Genomic DNA, 20697 nt, shown 5'->3' on the forward strand with positions numbered 1-20697 from the left:
GGCTGCCTACTTTTCCTTTGCCTTCGAGGCGCTCTTCCCGTTCTTCGACTTGGCCTTCGGCGCCGGCGCCTCCTCCTCGTCGTCGCCCGCGCCATCCTCGTCGGCCGCGGTCGAGGCGCCGGCCGCTTCCACAGCGAACCGCTTCTTGAAGGTGTCGATCGCCTTCGTCATCCGCGACTTGAGGTCGTCGTCGAGGACCTTCTTCTCGCGGATGTCCACGAAGATCTGGGGGTGCTTCGCCTCGATGAACTTGTAGAGCTCTTCCTCGAAGCGCCCGAGCGAGCTCACCGGCAGGCTGTCGAGCAGGCCCTGCGTGCCGGCGTAGATGATGAGGATCTGCTTCTCGACCGCCAGCGGCACGTACTGGCCCTGCTTCAGGATCTCGGTGAGGCGCGCGCCGCGCTCGAGCTGCGCGCGGGTCTTCGCGTCGAGGTCCGAGGCGAACTGGGAGAACGCGGCCATGGCGCGGTACTGGGCGAGATCGAGGCGGAGCGTGCCGGAGATCGACTTCATCGCCTTGATCTGCGCGTTGCCGCCGACGCGGCTGACCGAGATGCCGACGTTGATGGCCGGGCGGACGCCGGAGTAGAAGAGGTCGGCCTCGAGGAAGATCTGCCCGTCCGTGATGCTGATGACGTTCGTCGGGATGTACGCCGACACGTCGCCCGCCTGCGTCTCGATGACCGGAAGCGCCGTGAGCGAGCCGCCCGACTTCGGATCACGGACGATCTCGTAGTCGCTCGCCTTCGCCTTGTCCGAGAGCTGCTGCTCGAGCTTCTTGATCTCGTCCTTCTTCTCGTCCTTGCGCGCCTGCTCGAGCTTCTCGAAGAGGGCCCCGTCGATCGTCTTCCAGAGCGAGTCCTTCGCCGAGTGCATCCCGTGCGCCCCGACGTGCGCCTTGCCGTCGACGCCGCGGTACGAGGCGTCGCCGCCCTCGATCTTCGTCCCCTTCGACACGACGTAGAAGATGTCGGCCATCTTCGCGGCGCGCTCGAGGAGCCGGGAGTGGAGGTAGAAGACGTCGCCCGGGTACGCCTCGCGGCCCGGCGGGCGGCGGAGCAGGAGCGAGAGCTGGCGGTACGCGACCGCCTGCTTCGAGAGGTCGTCGTAGATGCACAGGGCGTGGCGCCCGCTGTCGCGGAAGTACTCGCCGATGGTCACGCCGGTGTACGGCGAGATGAACTGGAGCGGCGCGGTCTCGCTCGCGGTCGCGGCGACGATGATCGTGTACTCCAGCGCGCCGTGCGCATCGAGCTTGTCCACGACCTGGCGCACCGTCGACAGCTTCTGGCCGATCGCGACGTAGACGCAGATGACGCCCTTGCCCTTCTGGTTGATGATCGCGTCGACGGCGACGGCGGTCTTGCCCACCTGCCGGTCGCCGATGATGAGCTCGCGCTGGCCGCGGCCGACCGGGATCATCGCGTCGATCGCCTTGATGCCGGTCTGCATCGGCTCGGTGACCGGCTGGCGCTGGATGATGCCGGGCGCCTTCACCTCGACGCGGCGGCGCTCCTTCGTATCGATCGGGCCCTTGCCGTCGATCGGCATGCCGAGCGCGTTCACGACGCGCCCGAGGGTCGCCTCGCCGACGGGCACCTCCATGATGCGCCCGGTCCGCTTGACGGCGTCGCCCTCCTTGATGGCGCTCGTGTCGCCGAAGATGGCGGCGCCCACGTTGTCCTGCTCGAGGTTCAGCACGAGCCCCATCAGGCTGCCGCCCTCCGAGCCGGTGAACTCGACGAGCTCGCCGGCCATCGCGCGGCTCAGGCCGTGCACGCGGGCGATGCCGTCGCCCACCGTGAGCACGGTGCCCGTCTCGGTGACCTGAGCGGCCTTGTCGATATTCTGGATTTGCTTCTTGATGATCTGGGAGATCTCTTCGGCGCGGAGCTGCATGCGGAGTCCTCTGTGGGGAGACGCTTGGGCTGCGGAATCAACGTCGTCAAGGTCGAGGGGGCGGCGAGCGCCGGGCCAAGACCCATCATGAAACAGGGGTGCTTGCTCGCGTCCCCTCAGGTTCGGAGCAGGTTGTCACGGAAGCTCGACAGCCGGGTCCGGAGGCTGCCGTCGATCACCTGATCGTCGATCTGGGTCACCACGCCCGCGATGAGCGAGGGATCCTGCCTGTGGGTGACCGAGATCTTCCTGCCGGTCGCCTTCTCGAGCTCGGCCCGGAGCCGCTCGAGGTAGCCGTCGGTCAGCGGGCCCGCGCTCGTCACCACGGCCCGGGCGACGTTCTGGTCCTGATCGACGAGGAGCGCGAGCTGCCGCGCGATCTCGGGCAGCGCCGCGAGCCGCCGGCGCCGCGCCAGCAGGAGGAGGGTGTTCCTCGTCACGTCCGAGAAGGCGGCGCGGCCGGCGATCTCACGGAGCAGCTCCTCGCGCGAGGCCTCCGGGATGAGCGGGTTGTCGAGGACGAGGCGGAGCTCCTCGCTCGCCGAGTACATCGCGCTGGCGTCCCCGATCTCCCTGGCGAGGGCCGCGAGGGTCCCGGTCTCCTTGCCGATCTCGAAGATCGCGCGCCCATAGCGTCGGGCGACGGACTCGTAGCTCATGTCGCTGCTCCGGTGGTCTGGGCTCCGCGGGGGGCGCCGGCGGAGACGGCCGCGGGGATGGCCTTCAGGTACTCTTCGTTGACCCGGTCGAGGTCCTGCTGGCCGATGCGCTGCCGGAGCAGCTCCTCGGCCGCGGCGACGGCGTTCTGCACCGCCTCCTGGAGGAGCATGGCGCGCGCCGCCTTGAGCTCCTGCTCGGCGCGGAACTCGGCGTCGCGCCGCATCCGGACGCGCCGCTGCTCCGCCTCGGCGAGCACGTGGGCCTTCTCGACCTCCGCCTGCGCCGCGTGCTCGGCCTTGAGCTCCGCGAGCGTCTCCTCGAGCCGCGTGAGCTTGTCCTCGTAGTCCTCGAGCCGCTGCTCGGCCTCCTGCTTGAGGCGCGACGCGTTGTCGAGCTCCTGCGTGATCGTCTGCTTGCGCTTCTTGAGCGCCTCCGCGATGGGCTTCCTCCCGAAGCGGACGACGATGAACGCGAGCAGCCCGAAGTTCAGGACCGACGCGAGGAACGGCGGCGGCTCGTTCTTCGGATCGCAGGGGTTCTGCTCGTTGTTGTAGCGCCAGAGCAGCGCGTTGACGCCGCCCTTCGCGGCCGCCTCGTTGTTCACGCCGATGAGGCCGTGCCACCAGTTGACGTGCGGCGGCGGATCCGTCGGGCCGTGCCCGGGGCAGTGCTCCTCCCCGTGGGACGCCGGCTCGGGCGCCGGCGGCGGCGTGGGGCGCCCGCGGCCGGGCAGGATGCCCGGCTGACGGACCCCGTGGCCCGACGGGAGCTGGCGGCCGCCCGGCCCGAGCGGCCGGCCGGGCTGCATGTCGCGCGGGCGCTGCGGCATCTGCTGCGAGCCCGGCTGCCCTTCGGCAGGCGACGGGATGGGCGGGTGCCCGGGGGGCAGCGCCGGCTCGGAGCCCGGCTGTTGCGCGAGCGCGGTGCCGGCGGCGAGCGCCGTGGCCAGGCCGAGCGCGAGCGAGGAGCGGAGGAGCGGCTTCTTCACTGGCGCACCTCGCGGCCGAGCATGCTGGCGGCGATCTCCGCGGCGAGCGCGGGCTGGGCGGCGGCGAGCTCGCCGCGCATGCGGGCGACCTCGGCCGCGATCTTCGCCTTGCTGTCCTCGAGGATCCGCGCCGTCTCCGCGCGGGCCTCGGCCATGATCTGCGCCTCGATCTTCGCGGTCTCGGCGCGGAGCCGCTCTCGCTCGATCCCGGCCTCGCGCCGGACCTTCTCGATCTCGGCCTCGTAGCGGGTGAGCAGCTCGCCGGCGCGCTCGTCCATCTCGCGCGCTTCCCGCTTGGCGCCGTCGGTGCGCCGCTCGCGCTCCTCGAAGACGCGGAGCAGCGGATCGAACAGGAGCGGCTTGAGCACGACGACGAACGTCGAGAACAGGACGACCTGCGCCAGGAACGTCAGATCGAAGTCGACGGCGATGGGGCTGGCGCCGGACGCGAGGAGTGGGTGCATTGCGTTCGGGTTCACGGGTGCTTGTTCGGCGACGAGGGCGGCGCAGCGCGAGCCGCTCGCTGCCCCACGCCCCTCGGGGGGGCGATTTCGCGAGCCGGCACTAGCACGTGTCAGTCAAAGCTGGAAGGGTTCTCGCAGGGCGGACGAGCCCCTCTTTAACATCACGTCTCCTGACGACGCGGCCGCGCGCCGCTCGCGGGTGACGGGCGCCACAGGCTCGTGATCGCACGCTTCGCTAACGGGTGACGGTCGCGCTCCAGGCGTGCGAGCGCGGGTGATGCTAGCGCTACAGGTCCGCGAGCGAGCGCATCATCTCTCCGAGGCCCGCCTCGAGATCGCCCTCGCTGGCGCGCGGCGCCGGCGCGCGCGCGCCGTCCTCGTCGCGGATGGCCTCGGCGGCGCGCGGATTGCGGAACCAGTCCTCGTCGAAGCGCTCGATCAGGCTGCGCCGATCGCGCGCTGCGAGGAGCGCCCCGGCGAGCCGGACCGCCGCGCCGGGATCGAGCGCCGGGATGACGCCGGCGAGCGCTCCCGGGATGGGCCCGCCGAGCGCGCGCGCGGTGGTCTCCTCGAAGCGGTCGCTCCGATCGCGCGAGGCCCGGAGCAGCACGTGCCCGCCTCCGCCCTGGCCGGCGCCGAACACGAGCGCCACGGTCGCGGCGTCGAGGCGCAGCGAGAGGAGGAGGCTGCGCGCGGTGGCGCGCGCCTGATCGAGCGCGCGGCCCTGGCCGAGCCCGAGCGCGCGGGCGCAGAAGACGGGATCGGCGACGAGGCCGCCGAACAGCGCGGCGCGGCGCGCCTGCCGGAGATCGAACGGCGCGCGGGAGAGCGCGAACGGCCCGCGCGCTCCACCACCACGCGCGAGCGCCGCGCCGAAGCGGGCGAGCGCGCGCGCGAACGACGCCGCGCCGAGCGGCCGCGGCAGCGGTCCGAGATCGATCGCGACGCCGTCGGTCAGCTTCGTCGCGCGGAACAGCTCCTCGATCCACCGCGGGCCGAGCCGCGCTGGCCACCCCGACGCCGCGTCGCGGCCGACGGCGCGCCCGAGCGCGGCGTGCCAGGTCGGCTCGAGCTCGATCACCGACTCGGTCCGGCGCAGCAGCGCGTCCGCGGCGCCGATCGCCGCGCCGGGAGGGTCGCAGGGGAGCTCGATCGCGCGGAGGCCCTCCTCCGCGAGCCGCCGCGCCGCCTCGTGCCTCCGCTCGACGAGGACGCGGGCGGCGTCGGCGACCGCGCCGGATCCTCGGGCGAGCGCCTCGGCGAAGATCTGCCGCCCGGCGCTCGTCGGGTCGGCGAGCAGCCTGAGGCGCGCCTCGTGGGGCGACATCCGCGCCGGCTCGGGCAGGTCGATCGTGACCAGCGGCGCGTGCCAGGCCGCGGCGAGCCGGACGCGGTCGGCCCAGACGACGCGCTCCAGCGTGAGCGCGCAGACCCAGTCGGCGAGGGGGGCCGCGAGGCCGGTCGGGTCCGGCGCGGCGGACGGCGTCGGGCTCGCGAGCCCGAGCTCCGCGCCGAGGCCGGGGGTCTTGCCGGTGAGCTCGAGGTAGGTCGTCCGCGAGCTGACGCGCCGGAAGGGATCGAGCGGGTTCTCGAGCCTGGCCCTCGCCTCGGCGGCGCTCGGGCCGTCCTCGTCGGTGCCGGGCGGCGCCGGACCGCGCCTGACGAGGTCGCCGAGCGCCGCGCGCCACGCACGCTCCGCGCGGGCGACGTCCCGGTCGAGGCGGATCAGATCGATCTCCATGTTCACCTACGCACGTTACGCACGTTCCGCATGTTACCCGTGCACCGCCGGTGCCGTCCCGAGCCGCCCGGCGATCTCGCCCTCGGCGCGCGCGAGGTCGGCCAGCCGGCTCCGGGCGGCGCCCTCGTCGCCGGCGACCTCGACGGCGAGGTCGACGAGGGTCCGGTAGTGCCGGGCCTCCGACGCGAAGAGCTCCTCGTAGAGAGGCGCGAGCTCGTGGTCGCGCGCCGCCAGCCCGTCGGCGAGCAGCCTGAAGCGTTCGCAGGAGCGGGCCTCGATGATCGCGCCGACGAGCAGCCGATCGATGAGCGCTGCCTTCGCGTTGCGCGCGCAGGTGCTCGTGGCCGCCTTGCGCAGCTCGCTCGCGTAGACGTCGGTCTCCGGCTTGCCGAGCGCGAGGCCGCGCTGCTCGATCACGTCGAGCAGCGCGCGGAAGTGCCGGAGCTCCTCTTCGGCGAGGTCGACGAGCGCCCGCGCGAGGCGCGGGAGCGACGGCCAGCGCGCGGCGAGGGACAGGGCGTTCGACGCCGCCTTCATCTCGCAGTGCGCGTGGTCGGTCAGGAGCGCCGGCAGATCGGCGAGCGCCACGTCAGCCCAGCGTGGATCGGTCGGTAGGGTCAGGCACAGCACGCAGGGCCGACCTAGAGCAGGCGCGCCGCGGCGAGAAGGGGGAGCCGGCCCCCGAGGTCGGCGCAGGCGCGCCGATCGGCCGTCGAAGCTCGCTCCGGACGCGTCGCAGAGCGGCGGTCACCCGCACAGGAGACGGGCCCAGATCGGCGTTTTCGGCGCGCAAGCGCACTCCGGTGCGCTTGCGCACCGAAAACGTCGAGATGGGCCCGTATCCGAAGCGGGTGACCGCCGCTCTAGAAGCTGTCGGACGAGCCGCGGGTCAGCCCGCTCGACTCGAGGTGGTACGCGAGCCCGACCACGAACGTGGTGGGTCCTCCGCTGGCGAGGGCCCGCCGCACGGTGCCCTCGACGGAGAACTGGGTCCCCACGTAGGCGAGGCCGAGCGACAGCGCGTGCTGGTCGGCGCCCTGGTCGAAGCGGTAGCCGGCGCGGAGCGGGAAGTGATCGGCGACGAGGTACTCGCCGCCGGCCATGAAGCGGAAGGTGGTGTCGCGGTAAGAGTTGAGGTCGGCGAGCCCGTCGACCTCGATCGAGAAGTCGGCGGTGCCGAACCCGACGCCGCCGCCGACCGTCGTGGGCAGCAGCCCGTGGTCGGGGTAGGTGAGGTTCTGTCCGACGACCGCGATGTGCAGGCTGTCGGTCGCCTTGACGGTGAGCCCGGCGTCGAACGTGAACGTGTCGACGAAGGAGTGCCGACCGACGAGCTTCCCGTTCTCCCACTCGCGCAGCCCGCCCGAGACGGGGCTGTCGCCGAGGCCGCCTTCACGCAGCGTCCCGTCCTGCGTGATCTTGGCGTAGCGGCCGGTGAGCCCGGCGAAGACGCGGTCGGTCAAGGGGTAGGCGAGGCCTGCCCGCGCGTCGAGGTACGAGCGCTCGATGCCGCCGTCCATGTCGACGAAGCCGCCCACGAAGGAGAGCGCCCCGGCGAGCTTGCCGGTGACCGAGTCGACGACGACGCCGCCATAGGCGTGCCGGCCGGCCTCGGGGCTCCCCTGGAAGAGCCCCTGGAGGTGATAGACGCGGGTCTCCACCATGGCGGACGGGTTGAGGAAGACGGCCGACGTCCCGTTCCCGAGGGCGCGCAGCGCACCCCCGAAGGCCGCGGCGCGGGGCGTCTCATTCTCGCCGTAGCCATAGGCGAGCTGCGGCGGCAGCTCGTCGGCCGCCGCCGGCCCTGCGGCCGACGCCATCAGGAGCGCGCCTGCCGCCGAGAGGGCCCTGGCCCGCCCGGCGGCCGCCGCCCGGCGCGACGCCCGCTCCGACCGCTGCGCCAGGAGTGCCCCCCTTGTCAACCGGATCCCCGACGACATCGCCTCGCCATACCGCACACCTGGACCCTGGGGGCAAATTCTTGGCTCCTGAAAACCGGCGCACCTCGGTCGCTCTGTACTGGACGAACTCCGCCTTCCTCAGAAAGCTGGAAAAGCCGCCACGTCGAGCCTCTTGACGACGAAATGAGCGGGTTTTGCTCTGCAATCGTGAGCGCGTCGTAAAAATCACCGCCCCGCGTCGGGAGTTTTGGCGCCTCGTGTCCGGCAGCCAGAGCTCGGTCGACGCGAAGCCGGCTTCGCAGTGTGTCAGGGACTGAATTTATAACAATACTATCGGATACTTGAGCCAAGTTTCGCAGTTGGGGATAGACGCCCGGACTCACCCGGTGCTACCTCCGATTCGTCCTCGGGGCGGTTCCGTGCCGCACCGGGTCCTCCAAAGGGTGGCCTCGAAAGGGGCGCTGCGAGTTACCGAGCTCTGTGAGGCGGTACGGGGGACGGCTGTGCCGATCTGTCTTTCAATGCGATGGACCTCGACGCGACGGCTGTACCCCCACCTCGATCGACGTGCTCGGCTGCGGCCGGGCCGGGTCCCGGTACAGGAGGGCTGTACTGTCCGCCCGCATTTTGCGGGGGCATGCGGATGATTCCCCGAGGACGAAGCGGCCGTGGGCGGACTGTTGAAAAGTCGACACGCCCTTCGATTACATTCAGAATAACATAGAGATCTCCAGGAGTTAGAGGCGAGTCCTCGCTGTGAGACCTGTGGATAAGTTGGGGGCGACGGTTCTTTCGGTCGCCCCCGAAACCTATTTTCGTGGAGCGGACTTCAGAGCAGCGATGACGATTCCGAAACACGAGCCGCGCGAGGTCTTCGATCGGGCGATCGAGCATACGCGGGCGCTTTCCCCGGCCACTTTCGATCAGTGGTTCGGGGGAGTTCAGTTCGATGATCTGACCGACGGCGTGCTGACGCTGCGTGTCCAGAACGAGTTCGTCCTCGAGTGGGTCAGGGACAATTTCCTGCCGGCGCTCACGGACAAGATCCGAGAGCTCACCGGCTGGTCGGTCCAGGTCGCGTGGACGGTGGATCAGAACCTCGTCTCGCCCATCGCGCAGCGCGTGGAGCTCACCCCGGTGCGTCCGCGGGCGCTCGTGGTGCGGCCGACCAGCGCGGCGCCGGCGCCGGCGCCCCGCCCCGAGCCGACGCTCCGGCGCGTCCCGTCGATGCCGGACGACCTCAACCCGAAGCACACCTTCGCGAGCTTCGTCGTGGGCCCCTCGAACCAGCTGGCGCACGCGGCCGCGATCGCGGCCGCGGGCGGCGGGGGACGCCGCTACAACCCGCTCTTCATCTGCGGCGGCACGGGGCTCGGCAAGACCCACCTCATGCACGCGATCGCGCACCGCGTCTTCGAGGGCAGGCCGGACGCGCGGATCATCTACGTCTCGGCCGAGAAGTTCACGAACGACTTCATCACGGCCATCCAGCACCACCGGATGGACGAGTTCCGCACGCGGTACAGGTCGAGCTGCGACGTGCTGCTCGTCGACGACATCCAGTTCCTGGCCGGACGTGAGCAGACGCAGGAGGAGTTCTTCCACACCTTCAACGCGCTCCACACGCTCGACCGGCAGATCGTCGTGACGAGCGACAAGTACCCCCAGAACCTCGAGCGCATGGAAGAGCGGCTCGTCTCGCGGTTCTCCTGGGGGCTCGTCGCCGACATCCAGGTGCCGGAGCTCGAGACGCGCGTCGCGATCGTGCGGAACAAGGCGGCGCTCGAGGGTATCGCGCTCACGGACGACGTGGCGCTCTACCTCGCGCAGATGGTCCGCTCCAACGTCCGCGAGCTCGAGGGGACGCTGATCCGGCTGGCGGCCAAGAGCTCGCTCACGGGCCGCCCCGTCGACCTCCCGTTCGCGCGCGCCGAGATCACGGCCACGTCGCCGCCGCGCGCGCAGATGATGAGCGTCGAGGACATCCAGCGCGCCGTGTGCCACCACTTCCACCTGCGCTCGATCGACCTCACCTCGAAGGACCGCCACAAGAGCGTGGCCTTCGCGCGCCACGTGGCGATGTACCTCTGCAAGCAGCGGCTGAAGTGCAGCTTCCCGGAGATCGGGCGGGCCTTCGGCAACCGCGATCACACGACGGTGATGAGCGCCGTCCGCAAGATCGAGGCGCAGCGGGACTCGGATCCGCAGGTCCGCGCCCACCTCGAGGCGCTCGAGAAGAAGCTCGCCGACGAGTGACCCCCGCGCGCGCGACGCGGAAGGCGCGCGCGGCACGAGAGCGACCTGCCGGCTGACGGGCCCTCTGTCCGCCGGCGGGCCGCTCGTCGCGTGGATCGCCGCGCGACGAGCGACGAGCGCGAGGGGTCAGAGCTCGGACAGCGCCGAGCGCGCGTCGTCCGCGACGAGCTTGTTGCCGTACGCGGACGCGAGATCGAGCACCTCGGCGAGCTCGCGCCGCGCCTCCTTGACCAGGCCCCGCTGCTTCAGGAGCGCGCCGAGCAGGTACCGGCTCTCGAGGGCGTCGGTGCGGTAGGAGCGCGCGTCGGCGTAGCGCGCGAGCTCGCGCAGGAGCTCGCCGGCGCCGGCCGCGCCGCTCAGCCCGTCCAGGTAGGCGAGGTGCGCGCGGTTGATGGAGGCGAGGCGCTCGTGGCCGCTCTCCTCGGCGAGCTCCTTCGACTCGGTGAGCGACGCGTAGGCGCGCGGCAGATCGCCGAGCCGCCGGCTCGCGTCGCCGAGGTTGTGCAGCGCGGCGGCGGTCTCGAAGCGCAGGCCCGCGGACCGGGCGAGGTCGACGGCGCGGGCGGAGCTCTTCACCGCCGCGTCGAAGTCGCGCAGGAACACGTGCACGAGGACGCGCTGCTTCTCGCGCTCGCTCGCCGCCGCGAGGTCGCCCGGATCGCCGAGCGCCTCCGCCCGATCGAGGGCGCGGAGCGCCGCCGCGATGTCGCCCGTCGCCGCGCGCGTCTGGGAGATCGCGAGCAAGAGCCTCGGATCGTCGATCGCGCCCGTCGCCTCGAGCTGCTCGACGGCGCGCTCCGCGCGCGCGAAGTCGCCCGTCCGGACGCCGATCTCCGTCTCGCACGCGAGCGCCTTGCGGCGGAGGTCCTCCCGATCGCCGGCGAGGGCGTAGGCCTCCTCGAGCCTCGCGTACGCGTCCGCGAAGAGATCCACCGCGCCGAGGGCGCGCGCCAGGTCGACGCGGGCCGAGAGCTTCTGCTCCGGCGTGCCGGCCTCGTCGACGCGCCTCAGCGTGCGGGCGGCGACGTCGGCGAGATCGGGCGCGGAGCGCACGCGCACGACGACGTCCGCGAGCGCGCCGAGCCACGCGGAGAGCTCCGCCGGCGAGCGGTGGGCGTGGTCGCCGAGATCGAGCGCCTGGAAGATGAGCCGGAGCGCCGGATCGAGCTGGCTCGCGCGGATCTTGTGGAGCGCCGCCCGCGCGTAGAACGTGGCGGCGCGGTCGCGATCGCCGGCCTGGTAGAAGTGCTGCCCGATGCGCTCGGCGTGCTCGGCGCTCTCCTCGCCGACGACCGCGACGTACGCCGCCGCGGCCGCGGCGTGCAGCTCCCGGCGGAGCTCCGGCGGGATCGCGTCGAGGACGATCTCCCCGTGCATGGGCGACGCGAAGCTCGCCTGCGCGGGGCCCTTGAGCCGCAGCAGATCGCGGGTCGCGAGCCCGGAGATCGCGCGGTTCACCACCGAGAGCTTCTGCTGGAGGAGCGCCGCGAGGACCTCGGTCGGCACCGGATCGCCGAGGATGGCCGCCGCCTGGAGCACGGCGCGGTCGCTCGGGTCGAGCCGCCGCACCCGGGTCGCGATGAGCGTGCGCAGCGAGCGCGGCACCGCCGACGCGCCGTCGAGCCGCGCCTTCACGACGCCGCCGGCGACGCTGAGCGCGCCGGAGTCGAGGAGCTCCTTGATGAGCTCCTCGAGGAAGAGCGGGTGGCCGCCGGCGCGCTCGCGGCAGAAGGCGACGACGTCGGGCGGCAGGAAGGTCGCGCCGATGCGCGCCGACATGAGGCGCGCGCTGTCGCTGTCCGAGAGCTCCCCGACCTTGAGCCGGTAGAAGTGGGGGTGCGCCTCGAGCAGCGGCGGCGGGTCGCTGCGCGTCGCCAGCATCAGCACGGCGCGGAGCCCGCCGGCGCGGCCCGCGGTGGCGAGCAGGGTCTCGGCGGTGAGCTGGTCCATCGCCTGCGCGTCGTCCCACGCGAAGCAGTGGAGGCGATCCTCGCAGAGGCTCTGCACCATGCGCGGGAACGCCGTGCGCAGGATCGCGGTCGTCCCCTGCGGCGCCCGCCGCTCGGCGAGCGCCGCGCCGAGCTGACCCAGGACGGCCGCGGACTCGTCCTCGCGCAGGCCGAGCGCCCGCAGCCGCGGCAGCACCGCGCGGATGCGCTCCTCGTCGTCGCCCTCCTGGATGCCGCAGAGCACCTGGAGCATCGCGGTGAGGCCGCTCCACGGGACGTCGGCGCCGTTGTGCGGGCACGAGGCGACGTAGACACCGACGTTGTAGTCGCCCTTGGAGAGCCGCCGCTCCATCTCGGCGAGCAGCCGCGTCTTGCCGATGCCGCGCTCGCCCTGGATGACGACGATCTGCGCGCGCTTCCTCGTGGCGGCGGCCAGGATGTCGCCGAGCTGCTTGAGCTCGTCGCGGCGGCCGATGAAGCGGCCGTACGCGCCGTCCGGGGGCTGCGCGGAGGTGACGACGCGCCCCCCCTCGGGCGCCGTCCGGCCCGCGCCGGGCAGCTCCTCGGTCGTGAACGCGTTGCGGAGGACGCGCCCGGTGAGGTTCGACACGGCGACCTGGGACTCGGTCGCGCGGGCGAGCGCCTGGGCCGAGGCGATGAGCGAGGTGAGCCGCTCGTCGCGGATCGGGGCGCCGGCGCTGTCGACGAGGATGCGGGCGAGGTGGATGCCGGCGGAGACGGCGGCGCCCCCGCCGCGCGAGCGCAGGATCACGAGGGCGGCGCGCACCGCGGCCTCCGTGTCGCGGCCGTCGGCGTCGCCGAGCCCGAAGACGGCGACGAGCTGCGACGCCTCCTGCTCGAGCAGCAGCGCGCCGTAGCGGGCCAGCACATCGCGGGCCCGCGCCATGCGCCTCGCCGCGTCGTCCTCGGATCCCGTGAAGATGAGCACGAGCGCCGTGACCTCGCGCCGCTCGCCGAGCCCGCGCGCGGCCGGGCCGCTGTCGGGCTTCTCGAGCAGCTGGAGGAGCCCCGACGCCGAGCGGCTGCGCGTGCTCGTCGTGTGCGGCACCTCGACGGGCGTGCGCTCGTTGGCCCCGTTCGGCTCCTCCTGGAGCACGGCGCCCGCCTGGATCTCGGCGCTCTTCTCCTCGTGGAACGGCTCCAGGAACTCGGCCAGGTCGTTCGCCCCGAACCGCTCGGCCGTCGCATAGAAGAAGCCGAGGAGCGCCTCGTGCAGCCGCCCGGCGTCGGGGAACCGATCCTCCGGGTTCTTCGCGAGCATCGTGCTCACGACGTCGACGAGCGACCGGGGCACGTCGGGGCGCACGAGCGCGAGCGGCGGATACTCGCTCGCCTGCAGCCGCCGCATGATCTCGAACGCCGTCGGCGCCGCGAACGGGTTCGACCCGGCGAGCATCTCGTAGAGCACCGTGCCGAGCGAGAAGAGATCGCTCCTGCCGTCGATCGCGCCGGCGCGCGACTGCTCCGGGCTCATGTAGGCGAGCTTCCCGCGGATCCTCCCTGCGCGGTTCTCGCCGACCTCCTCGTCGGTCATCGATTGCGTCGCCTTCGCGATGCCGAAGTCGGTGACCTTCACCTCGCCCTCCCAGGAGAGCAGGATGTTCTGCGGAGAGATGTCGCGGTGGACGATGCCGAGGGGGCGCGACTGCTCGTCGCGCCGCCGGTGCGCGTGATCGAGCGCCTTCGCGATCTCGGCCGTCATGAAGACAGCCATGGCGAGGGGGATCGGCCTCTTCGCCCTCCGGCAGCGGGCCAGGAGCGTCGCCAGGTCGAGCCCTGGGACGTACTCCATCGCGATGAAGTAGCTCGTCGGATCGCCGTTCGGATGGTCGACGCGGCCGAGGTCGAACACCTGCACGATGTTCGCGTGCGAGAGGCGCACGGCGAGCTTGGCCTCGTGCACGAACATGTCCACGAAGCGCCCCTGCTCGGCCAGCTTGGGGAGGATGCGCTTGATGACGAGGACCTTCTCGAACCCCTCGACGCCGAAGCTCTTCGCCTTGAAGACCTCGGCCATGCCGCCTTCGCCCAGGCGCTCGAGCAAGCGATACCGCCCGAAGGTCTCGCTCAGCATCGCCCCGCCTGCGCGCCACGCAGCCTCGCGCCTCTGGCGCGCGCGGCGCTCCGGAGGGGACGGCCCGCGATCGGCGCGCGAGCCGGCGCCGTCGCCCCGGCCGCGTCGCCTAGCCGCGCGTCATGTCTCGACGGCCTTGTTCGCGCCGGCGTCATCGTCCCCTCCATACATCGACTCCGCGATCCGGAACGCCGCCCCCTCGAGGCGCGCGTACGCGTCCCGGAGCGCGTCGAGGTCGCCGCCGCCTTCGAGCAGCTTCCGCAGCGCCGCGCACTCGGCGTGGACCTCGCCGAGGAGCTCGGCGTCGAGCAGATCGCCGTAGCCTTCGAGGGCCTGCTCGGTCGTGTAGACGAGGGTCTCTGCCTGGTTGCGGAGCTCGGCGAGATCGCGCCGGAGCGCGTCGGTCTCCTTGAACCGCTCGCCCTCCGAGACGAGCCGATCGACCTCGTCCGGCGTGAGGCCGCTCGTGGGGGTCACCCGGATCTCCTGCACCCGCCCCGTCCCGAGATCCCGCGCCTCGACGCGGACGATCCCGTTCTCGTCGATGCGGAAGGTGACCTGGATCTTGGGCAGCCCGCGCGGCGCCGGAGGGATGCCGGTGAGCTCGAAGCGGGCGAGGCTCCGGCAGTCCGCGGCCATCTCGCGCTCGCCCTGGAGCACGTGCACGGGGACGAAGCTCTGGTTGTCGACGCTCGTCGTGAAGATCTCGCTCCGCTCGGTGGGGATGGTCGTGTTCCGCGGGATGAGCTTGAAGCTCACGCCGCCGCCGGTCTCGACGCCGAGCGACAGCGGCGTCACGTCGAGGAGCAGCACCTCGTCCACCTGTCCGGAGAGCGCGGCGCCCTGCAGCGCGGCCCCGACCGCGACGACCTCGTCGGGGTTCACGCCCTTGTTCGGCTCCCGGCCGAAGAACTCGCGCACCGCCGCCTGCACCGCGGGCATCCGGGTCATGCCGCCGACGAGGACCACCGTGTTGACGGCGGAGACGGGGAGCTTGGCGTCCCCGAGCGTCGCGCGGCAGACGTCGATGGTCCGCCGGATGAGGCCCTCGCAGAGCATCTCGAGCTCGTTGCGCCGCATCGTCCGCTCGAGGTGGAGCGGCCCGCCGCCCGGGCCGACGGCGATGAAGGGGATGTTGATCTCGGTCTCGAGCGACGACGAGAGCTCGTGCTTCGCCTTCTCGGCCGCCTCCTTGAGCCGCTGCAGCGCCATGCGGTCCCGGCGCAGATCGATGCGGCTCTTCCCCTCGAACTCGTCGGCGAGCAGGTCGATGATCCGCTGGTCGAAGTCCTCGCCGCCGAGGTGCGTGTCGCCGCCGGTCGCCTTGACGCTGAAGACCCCGCTCGCGATCTCGAGGATCGAGATATCGAACGTGCCTCCGCCGAGATCGTAGACCGCGATCGTCTCGGCCTTCACCTTGTCGAGGCCGTAGGCGAGCGCCGCGGCGGTCGGCTCGTTGATGATCCGGCGCACGTCCAGCCCGGCGATCCGCCCTGCGTCCTTCGTCGCCTGCCGCTGGGCGTCGTCGAAGTAGGCGGGGACGGTGACCACCGCCTCCGTCACGGGCTCGCCGAGGAACCGCTCGGCGACCTGCTTCATCTGGCCGAGGATCACCGCCGAGATCTCGGGGGGCGAGTAGTTGCGCCCCTTGACCTCGACCCACGCGTCGCTGTTCGGCGCCTCGACGATCTTGTAGGGCGCGAGGCTGATCTGCTTGCTGACCTCGGGCGCGGTGAACTTGCGGCCCATCAGCCGCTTCACCGCATAGATGGTGTTCTGCGGGTTCGTGACCGCCTGGCGGCGCGCGACCTGCCCGACCAGGCGCTCGCCGCTCGCGGGGAAGCCGACCACGGAAGGCGTGGTGCGCGCGCCCTCGGCGTTCGGGATCACCCGAACATCGCTCGCCGAGGCGACGCCTGCCCCTTCGACGACAGCCACGCACGAGTTCGTCGTCCCGAGATCGATGCCGATCACCTTCCCCATATGCGGCGAAAGATACTACAGGCCTGGATGCTCGCCGGGTGGGGAGACGACCTGGGCGCCCGCGATATTTGGGGAGATCGTGCGGTGAGGTAGCGGGGCACGGCAGATCCCGGACAGGATCACCGCCAGGATGCGCACCGTGCCGGAGGTGTGCGCCGAGGGAGCCGGCGCGACGCCGCGCGGAGGCTCAGTTCGCTGCGGGCGCCGGCTCGACGGGCGAGCCCTTCGAGACGACGACCATGGCCGCGCGGATCAGGTAATCGCCCAGCATGTATCCCGGCTGGACCTCCGCGATCACGACGCCGGCGGGGTGCTCGGTCGAGTCGAGCTGCTGGATGGCCTCGTGCACGCTGGGATCGAAGGGCTTGCCGACCGCGGCGATGCGCTTGATGCCCATGCGCTCCAGCGTGTCGACGAACTGCTTCGTCACGATCCGGACGCCCTCGGCGACCGACTTCACGTCCGGCGCGCTCTCGGCGTGGCTGGCCGCGCGCTCGAGGTTGTCGAAGACCGGGAGCAGATCCTTCAGGATCGCCTCGCGGCCGCGGCGCTGCGCCTCTTCGACCTCGCGCCGGGAGCGCTTACGGAAGTTGTCGAAATCCGCGGCGGTGCGCAGCAGCTGCTCGCGCATCCGCGCGGCCTCCGCCTGCACCTCGCCTAGCTTGTCTTCGGGGGCGGGGGCCTGCTGCTCCGCAGGCTCTGCGCGCTCAGCCTGCGCCTCCGCCGTCTCCCCCGTGTTCTGGTTCGACCCATTTTGTTCCGAATCGCTCATAGGACGGCGGCACTATAACCAGCCGCGATCCGCTGGCAATCGCCACGCCCATGGTCGGCAGGAGGCGAGCGCCGGCGCCCGAGCGCGCCGGCGCGTGCCGCCGCCCCGGCCCAGGACGCCCGCGTGGGTCGGCGCCCGGGCGCTCCGGACGCGCTCCAGAGGCGCTCCGGAGGCGCTCCGGACGCATGGTTTGCCCGGGTCTCCACGATCCGCTGCGGGCGCCGCATCGACCGTTTGCTCCGAGGCCCCGCCCGGCGTTAGATCGCCATCCATGAGCATCGCCACAAGCCGCGCCGCCGAACCCCCTCCGGCGAACGCCTCGACGCCCGCCAGCGCGCCGCTCCTCGCGGCGCAGAAGCACCTCCTCGGCAACTACCGCCAGCCGCCGTTCGTCCTCGACCGCGGCAGGGGTTGCGAGCTCTTCGACACGGAGGGGCGCCGGTACCTGGACATGTGCGCCGGGGTGGCTGTGGCTTCGCTCGGGCACGCTCACCCGCGGCTCGTGGCGACCATCTCGGAGCAGGCGGGCCGCCTGATGCACGTCTCCAACTATTTCTTCAACGCGGAGAACCTCCGCCTCGCCGAGGAGCTCTGCGAGAAGACCGGCTTCGATCGCGCCTTCTTCTGCAACTCGGGCGCGGAGGCGAACGAGGCGATGCTCAAGCTCGCGCGCCGCCATTTCTTCAACCGGGGCGAGGAGGGGCGCTACCGGATCATCGCGTTCGACAACGCGTTTCACGGCCGCACCCTCGGCGCGGTCGCCCTGACCGGGACGCCGAAGTACCGCGAGGGCTTCGGCCCCTCGCTCGACGGCGTCACGCACGTGCCTTACGGGGATGTGGCCGCGGTGCGCGCCGCCATGGGCCCGGACGTCGCGGGGATCCTCGTGGAGCCGGTGCAAGGGGAGGGCGGCGTGCTGCCGGCCCCGGCGGGGTTCCTCGCCGAGCTGCGGCGCATCGCCGACGAGCACGGCGCGCTGCTGCTCGTCGACGAGGTGCAGACCGGCATCGGGCGCACGGGGCACTGGCTCGGCGCGGCGTACGACGGCGTCCAGAGCGACGCCGCGGCGCTCGCGAAGGGGCTCGGCGGCGGGTTCCCGGTCGGCGCGCTGGTGCTGCGGGAGCGGCTCAACGGCGCGCTGCCCCCGGGCTCGCACGGCTCGACCTATGGCGGCAACGCGCTCGCCTCCGCCACGGCGCGCACGGTGCTCGCGGTCATCGAGGAAGAGAAGCTGTGCGAGGCCGCCCTGAAGCGCGGCGAGCGGCTCGGCCGCGGCCTCGCCGCGATCGCCGCGCGGCTGCCGGGCGTGTGCCTCGGCGAGCGCGGGCGCGGGTTGCTCCGCGGGCTCATCCTCGCGCCGACCGTCGACGCGCGCGCCGCCCTCGGCCGCGTGCGCGATCGCGGCGTGCTGCTCACGATCGCGGGCAACAGCGTGCTCCGGTTCACGCCGCCCCTGATCGTGAGCGAGGCGCAGATCGACGAGGCGCTGGCCGAGGTCGAGGCCGCGCTCGCCGAGACGCCGGCTGCGGGTTGAGGTGGTCGCCTCGCGCGCCGCGGGTCCCGCCGCCGCCCCCGTCCCGTGCTCGGGCTGCAGCAAGCTGATCGATCCGCTGCGCGCGGGGCAGGTGGCGATCTTCGATCAGCGCTTCCATTACTTCTGCAACGCGCGGTGCCGCCACGCCTTCCTCGGTGAAGCGGCGCCTGCGCCGGGCGACGGCCGGCCTGCTGGCCTCGCGGCGTCGGGCGCGCCCTTCGCCGGCGCTCCTCCCCGGGGGCTCCCGTCGGGCGCGCCGCCCGGCGCCGGCGGGCACCACGCCTCCGCGGCGCGCGCCGAGCCCGCGCGGGCGAGCGCCGACGAGGGCGCGGCGCGCGTCGCGGACCTCGACGCGCCGATCGTCGACGCGTTCCCGCCCGTGTCGCTCGACGAGAAGCTCCCGGACCTGCCCGTCCTCGACGACGATCGCGCGCTGCTCGAGCCCATCGGGAACACCATCCTGAGCGAGGAGCCGCAGCGCTACGATGCGGTCGAGGCGCGGGACATCGGCGCGCTCCTGCTCGTGCTCGCGATCATCGCTGGGACGCTGGCCGTCGCGCTCACCCTCGCCGGGGACGCGAAGCTCGTCATCGGCGCGCGCATCGTGCTCGCCACGGTGAGCGCCGGGATGCTCCTCGGCCGCGCCGCCACGACCGCGCGCGACGCCACCGATCCGCACCCGGCGCCGATGCTCGCGCCCGTCCTGGGTGGGCTCGTGGCCGCCGTCTGGGCCCTCTTCGGTCAGGACCGCGCCCTCGCGGCCGAGGCCGCGTCGCTCGCCGGCGTGATCGCCACCGCCAGCGCGATCAGCGCGTGGCTCATCGAGAGCGCCCGACATCGCGTGTTCGCGGAGCGGGCGTGGATCGGATCCGTGCTCTCGACGCCGGCGCGCCGGCCGCCTGGCGCGTGGGCGCAGGGTCAGGCGCCTGCCGACCGCGCCTCGCAGCGCGGCAGCGACGGCGGCTCTCTCGAGGGCGCCGGGGATGAGCTCTACGAGCTGCGACCGGGCGAGGGCGTCCAGGTCGACGCGGGGGAGGTCGTCCCCGTCGACCTCGTCGTCACGGGCGGCGATGTCGAGGTCCTCCCCTGGATCGGCGCGACCACGCCGACCCGCCGCCGCGACGGCGACCCGGTCGTCGCCGGGGCCACCGTGGTCCGGGGTCGCCTCGTCGGCGCGTGCACCTTCTCCGGCGGCGATCGCGCGGTCGCGCGCGTCCTGCTCGACGCCCGCCGGCGCGCGGACGCCCTCGCGCCCATCGCGCAGGCCTCCCGCGCCCTGACCGAGCGCTGGGCGATCGGCGCCGCGGCGATCGGCGCGCTCTCCGCCTTCGTCGCCGGGCGCGCTCCGGTCGAGATCGCGATGACCGCGGCCGCCGTGCTCGCCGCGCTGTCCACGGCGATCACGGCATCCATCGCGTCGGTGCACGTCGCGCGGGGCATCTTGCTCGGGCTCCGCCGGGGCATCGTCTACAAGAGCGCCGACGCCTGGGATCGCGCAGGGAAGACCTCGGTCGCCGTGTTCTGCGCCCGCGGCACGCTGCTGCTCGGCGAGCCCGAGCTCGCGGAGCTGGAGGCGACCGGGCAGAAGCTCAAGCCGAGCGACGTGCTGGCGCTCGCGGCCGGGGCGGAGCGCACCGAGGAGCACCCCGTCGCGACGGCGATCGTCCGCGCCGCGCGCGCCCGCGGCTTGCGGCCCGACGGCGTGCGCAACCCCAACTTCCACCCCGGCCTCGGCGTGACGGCCGTCACCTCGTCCGGCGAGGACCTCTGCGTCGGCAACCGCGCGCTCATGCTCGAGCAGCGGATCTCGATCGCCGCGGCCGAGAGCCGCGTCGCCGAGCTCGAGGCGCTCGGGCGCACGGTGGTCCTCGTCGCGGTCGGCGCTCGCCTCGTCGGCATCATCGGCCTGCAGGACGGGCTGCGCCCCGGGGCGCGGGCCGCCATCCAGCACCTGCTCGACGCGCAGATCGAGCCCGTGCTGATGTCGGGCGACGCGCGCGAGACGTGCGAGGCGATCGGCCGCTCGCTCGACATCGATCACATCCGCCCCGAGATCCTCCCCGCGGATCGCGGCGCGGAGGTGCGTCGCCTGATCGACGCGGGCACGAGCGTCGCCGTCCTCGGCCACGCGGGCGTCGACGACGCCGCGCTCGGCGCCGCCGACGTCTCCGTGGCGCTCGGCGCCGCCGGCTCGGCGCCCGCCGACTTCTCCACGGTCCTCGCGTCGGACGACGTCCGCGACGCCGCGCTCTCCCTCGCGCTCGCGCACCGCACGCGCCTCGAGGCGCGCGTCGGGCTCGCGCTCAGCGTCGCCCCGGCGCTCGTCGGCGCCGCGGTCATCGCCGCGTTCGTGCTCCCGCCGGCCTACGCGCCCATCGCCTCGCTGCTCGGCGGCGTCATGGCGGTCGTCCACGCCCGCGCGCTCGACGCGAAGAGCTGAGCGCCGGGCGCGGTC

General features: G+C 72.7%; 13 protein-coding genes. 3 read left to right on the forward strand and 10 right to left on the reverse strand.

Annotated features, from left to right (window positions below):
• Nucleotides 1-6: 6 nt before the first annotated feature.
• From atpA to POL72_RS19935, 7 genes are all read right to left on the reverse strand, one after another.
• Nucleotides 7-1899, reverse strand: a complete 1893-nt coding sequence (gene atpA / locus POL72_RS19905; RefSeq protein WP_272097036.1) for a F0F1 ATP synthase subunit alpha — start codon at nt 1897-1899, stop codon at nt 7-9.
• A 116-nt stretch (nt 1900-2015) separates the two neighbouring features.
• Nucleotides 2016-2558, reverse strand: coding sequence for an ATP synthase F1 subunit delta (gene atpH, locus POL72_RS19910; protein WP_272097037.1), 543 nt, complete (start codon nt 2556-2558; stop codon nt 2016-2018).
• Nucleotides 2555-3547 (reverse strand): F0F1 ATP synthase subunit B, encoded by a 993-nt coding sequence (locus POL72_RS19915; RefSeq protein WP_272097038.1) that lies wholly within the window; start codon nt 3545-3547, stop codon nt 2555-2557. The genes atpH and POL72_RS19915 overlap by 4 nt, the downstream gene beginning before the upstream one ends.
• Nucleotides 3544-4026, reverse strand: coding sequence for a F0F1 ATP synthase subunit B (locus tag POL72_RS19920; protein ID WP_272097039.1), 483 nt, complete (start codon nt 4024-4026; stop codon nt 3544-3546). The genes POL72_RS19915 and POL72_RS19920 overlap by 4 nt, the downstream gene beginning before the upstream one ends.
• Nucleotides 4027-4297: 271 nt before the next feature.
• Nucleotides 4298-5752, reverse strand: a complete 1455-nt coding sequence (locus POL72_RS19925) for a hypothetical protein (protein ID WP_272097946.1) — start codon at nt 5750-5752, stop codon at nt 4298-4300.
• Between the two features lie 33 nt (nt 5753-5785).
• A complete protein-coding gene (locus POL72_RS19930) occupies nt 5786-6382 on the reverse strand; it encodes a MiaE family protein (protein ID WP_272097040.1) in 597 nt (198 codons plus the stop codon).
• A gap of 233 nt (nt 6383-6615) precedes the next feature.
• Nucleotides 6616-7674, reverse strand: a complete 1059-nt coding sequence (locus POL72_RS19935) for a hypothetical protein (protein ID WP_272097041.1) — start codon at nt 7672-7674, stop codon at nt 6616-6618.
• Between the two features lie 819 nt (nt 7675-8493).
• On the opposite strand from POL72_RS19935, the gene dnaA reads away from it, so the two are divergent.
• Nucleotides 8494-9909 carry a chromosomal replication initiator protein DnaA gene (gene dnaA, locus POL72_RS19940; protein ID WP_272097043.1) on the forward strand — a complete coding sequence of 472 codons (1416 nt, stop codon included), beginning with the start codon at nt 8494-8496 and terminating at the stop codon, nt 9907-9909.
• 126 nt (nt 9910-10035) lie between these two features.
• Here the strand turns inward: dnaA and POL72_RS19945 are convergent, their stop codons facing one another.
• From POL72_RS19945 to grpE, 3 genes are all read right to left on the reverse strand, one after another.
• Nucleotides 10036-13953, reverse strand: coding sequence for a serine/threonine-protein kinase (locus POL72_RS19945; protein WP_272097044.1), 3918 nt, complete (start codon nt 13951-13953; stop codon nt 10036-10038).
• A 120-nt stretch (nt 13954-14073) separates the two neighbouring features.
• Nucleotides 14074-15936, reverse strand: coding sequence for a molecular chaperone DnaK (dnaK, locus tag POL72_RS19950; protein WP_272097045.1), 1863 nt, complete (start codon nt 15934-15936; stop codon nt 14074-14076).
• Between the two features lie 187 nt (nt 15937-16123).
• Nucleotides 16124-16708: a nucleotide exchange factor GrpE gene (gene grpE / locus POL72_RS19955; protein ID WP_272097046.1), complete on the reverse strand. Its 585-nt coding sequence runs from the start codon at nt 16706-16708 to the stop codon at nt 16124-16126.
• Between the two features lie 271 nt (nt 16709-16979).
• Between grpE and POL72_RS19960 the strand changes: the two genes are divergently transcribed.
• Together POL72_RS19960 and POL72_RS19965 are read left to right on the forward strand one after the other, a co-directional pair.
• Nucleotides 16980-18242: an aspartate aminotransferase family protein gene (locus tag POL72_RS19960; RefSeq protein WP_272097048.1), complete on the forward strand. Its 1263-nt coding sequence runs from the start codon at nt 16980-16982 to the stop codon at nt 18240-18242.
• Between the two features lies 1 nt (nt 18243).
• Nucleotides 18244-20682 carry an HAD family hydrolase gene (locus POL72_RS19965; RefSeq protein ID WP_272097049.1) on the forward strand — a complete coding sequence of 813 codons (2439 nt, stop codon included), beginning with the start codon at nt 18244-18246 and terminating at the stop codon, nt 20680-20682.
• Nucleotides 20683-20697: the final 15 nt, after the last annotated feature.

Origin of the sequence: Sorangium aterium (assembly GCF_028368935.1) — a bacterium.
Lineage (GTDB): Bacteria > Myxococcota_A > Polyangia > Polyangiales > Polyangiaceae > Sorangium > Sorangium atrum.

Bases quoted from the DNA above. Each gene is read 5' to 3' on its own strand.
- atpA (WP_272097036.1), bottom strand. From the start codon at position 1,899: ATGCAGCTCCGCGCCGAAGAGATCTCCCAGATCATCAAGAAGCAAATC.
- atpH (WP_272097037.1), bottom strand. From the start codon at position 2,558: ATGAGCTACGAGTCCGTCGCCCGACGCTATGGGCGCGCGATCTTCGAG.
- POL72_RS19925 (WP_272097946.1), bottom strand. From the start codon at position 5,752: ATGGAGATCGATCTGATCCGCCTCGACCGGGACGTCGCCCGCGCGGAG.
- dnaA (WP_272097043.1), top strand. From the start codon at position 8,494: ATGACGATTCCGAAACACGAGCCGCGCGAGGTCTTCGATCGGGCGATC.
- POL72_RS19945 (WP_272097044.1), bottom strand. From the start codon at position 13,953: ATGCTGAGCGAGACCTTCGGGCGGTATCGCTTGCTCGAGCGCCTGGGC.
- dnaK (WP_272097045.1), bottom strand. From the start codon at position 15,936: ATGGGGAAGGTGATCGGCATCGATCTCGGGACGACGAACTCGTGCGTG.
- grpE (WP_272097046.1), bottom strand. From the start codon at position 16,708: ATGAGCGATTCGGAACAAAATGGGTCGAACCAGAACACGGGGGAGACG.
- POL72_RS19960 (WP_272097048.1), top strand. From the start codon at position 16,980: ATGAGCATCGCCACAAGCCGCGCCGCCGAACCCCCTCCGGCGAACGCC.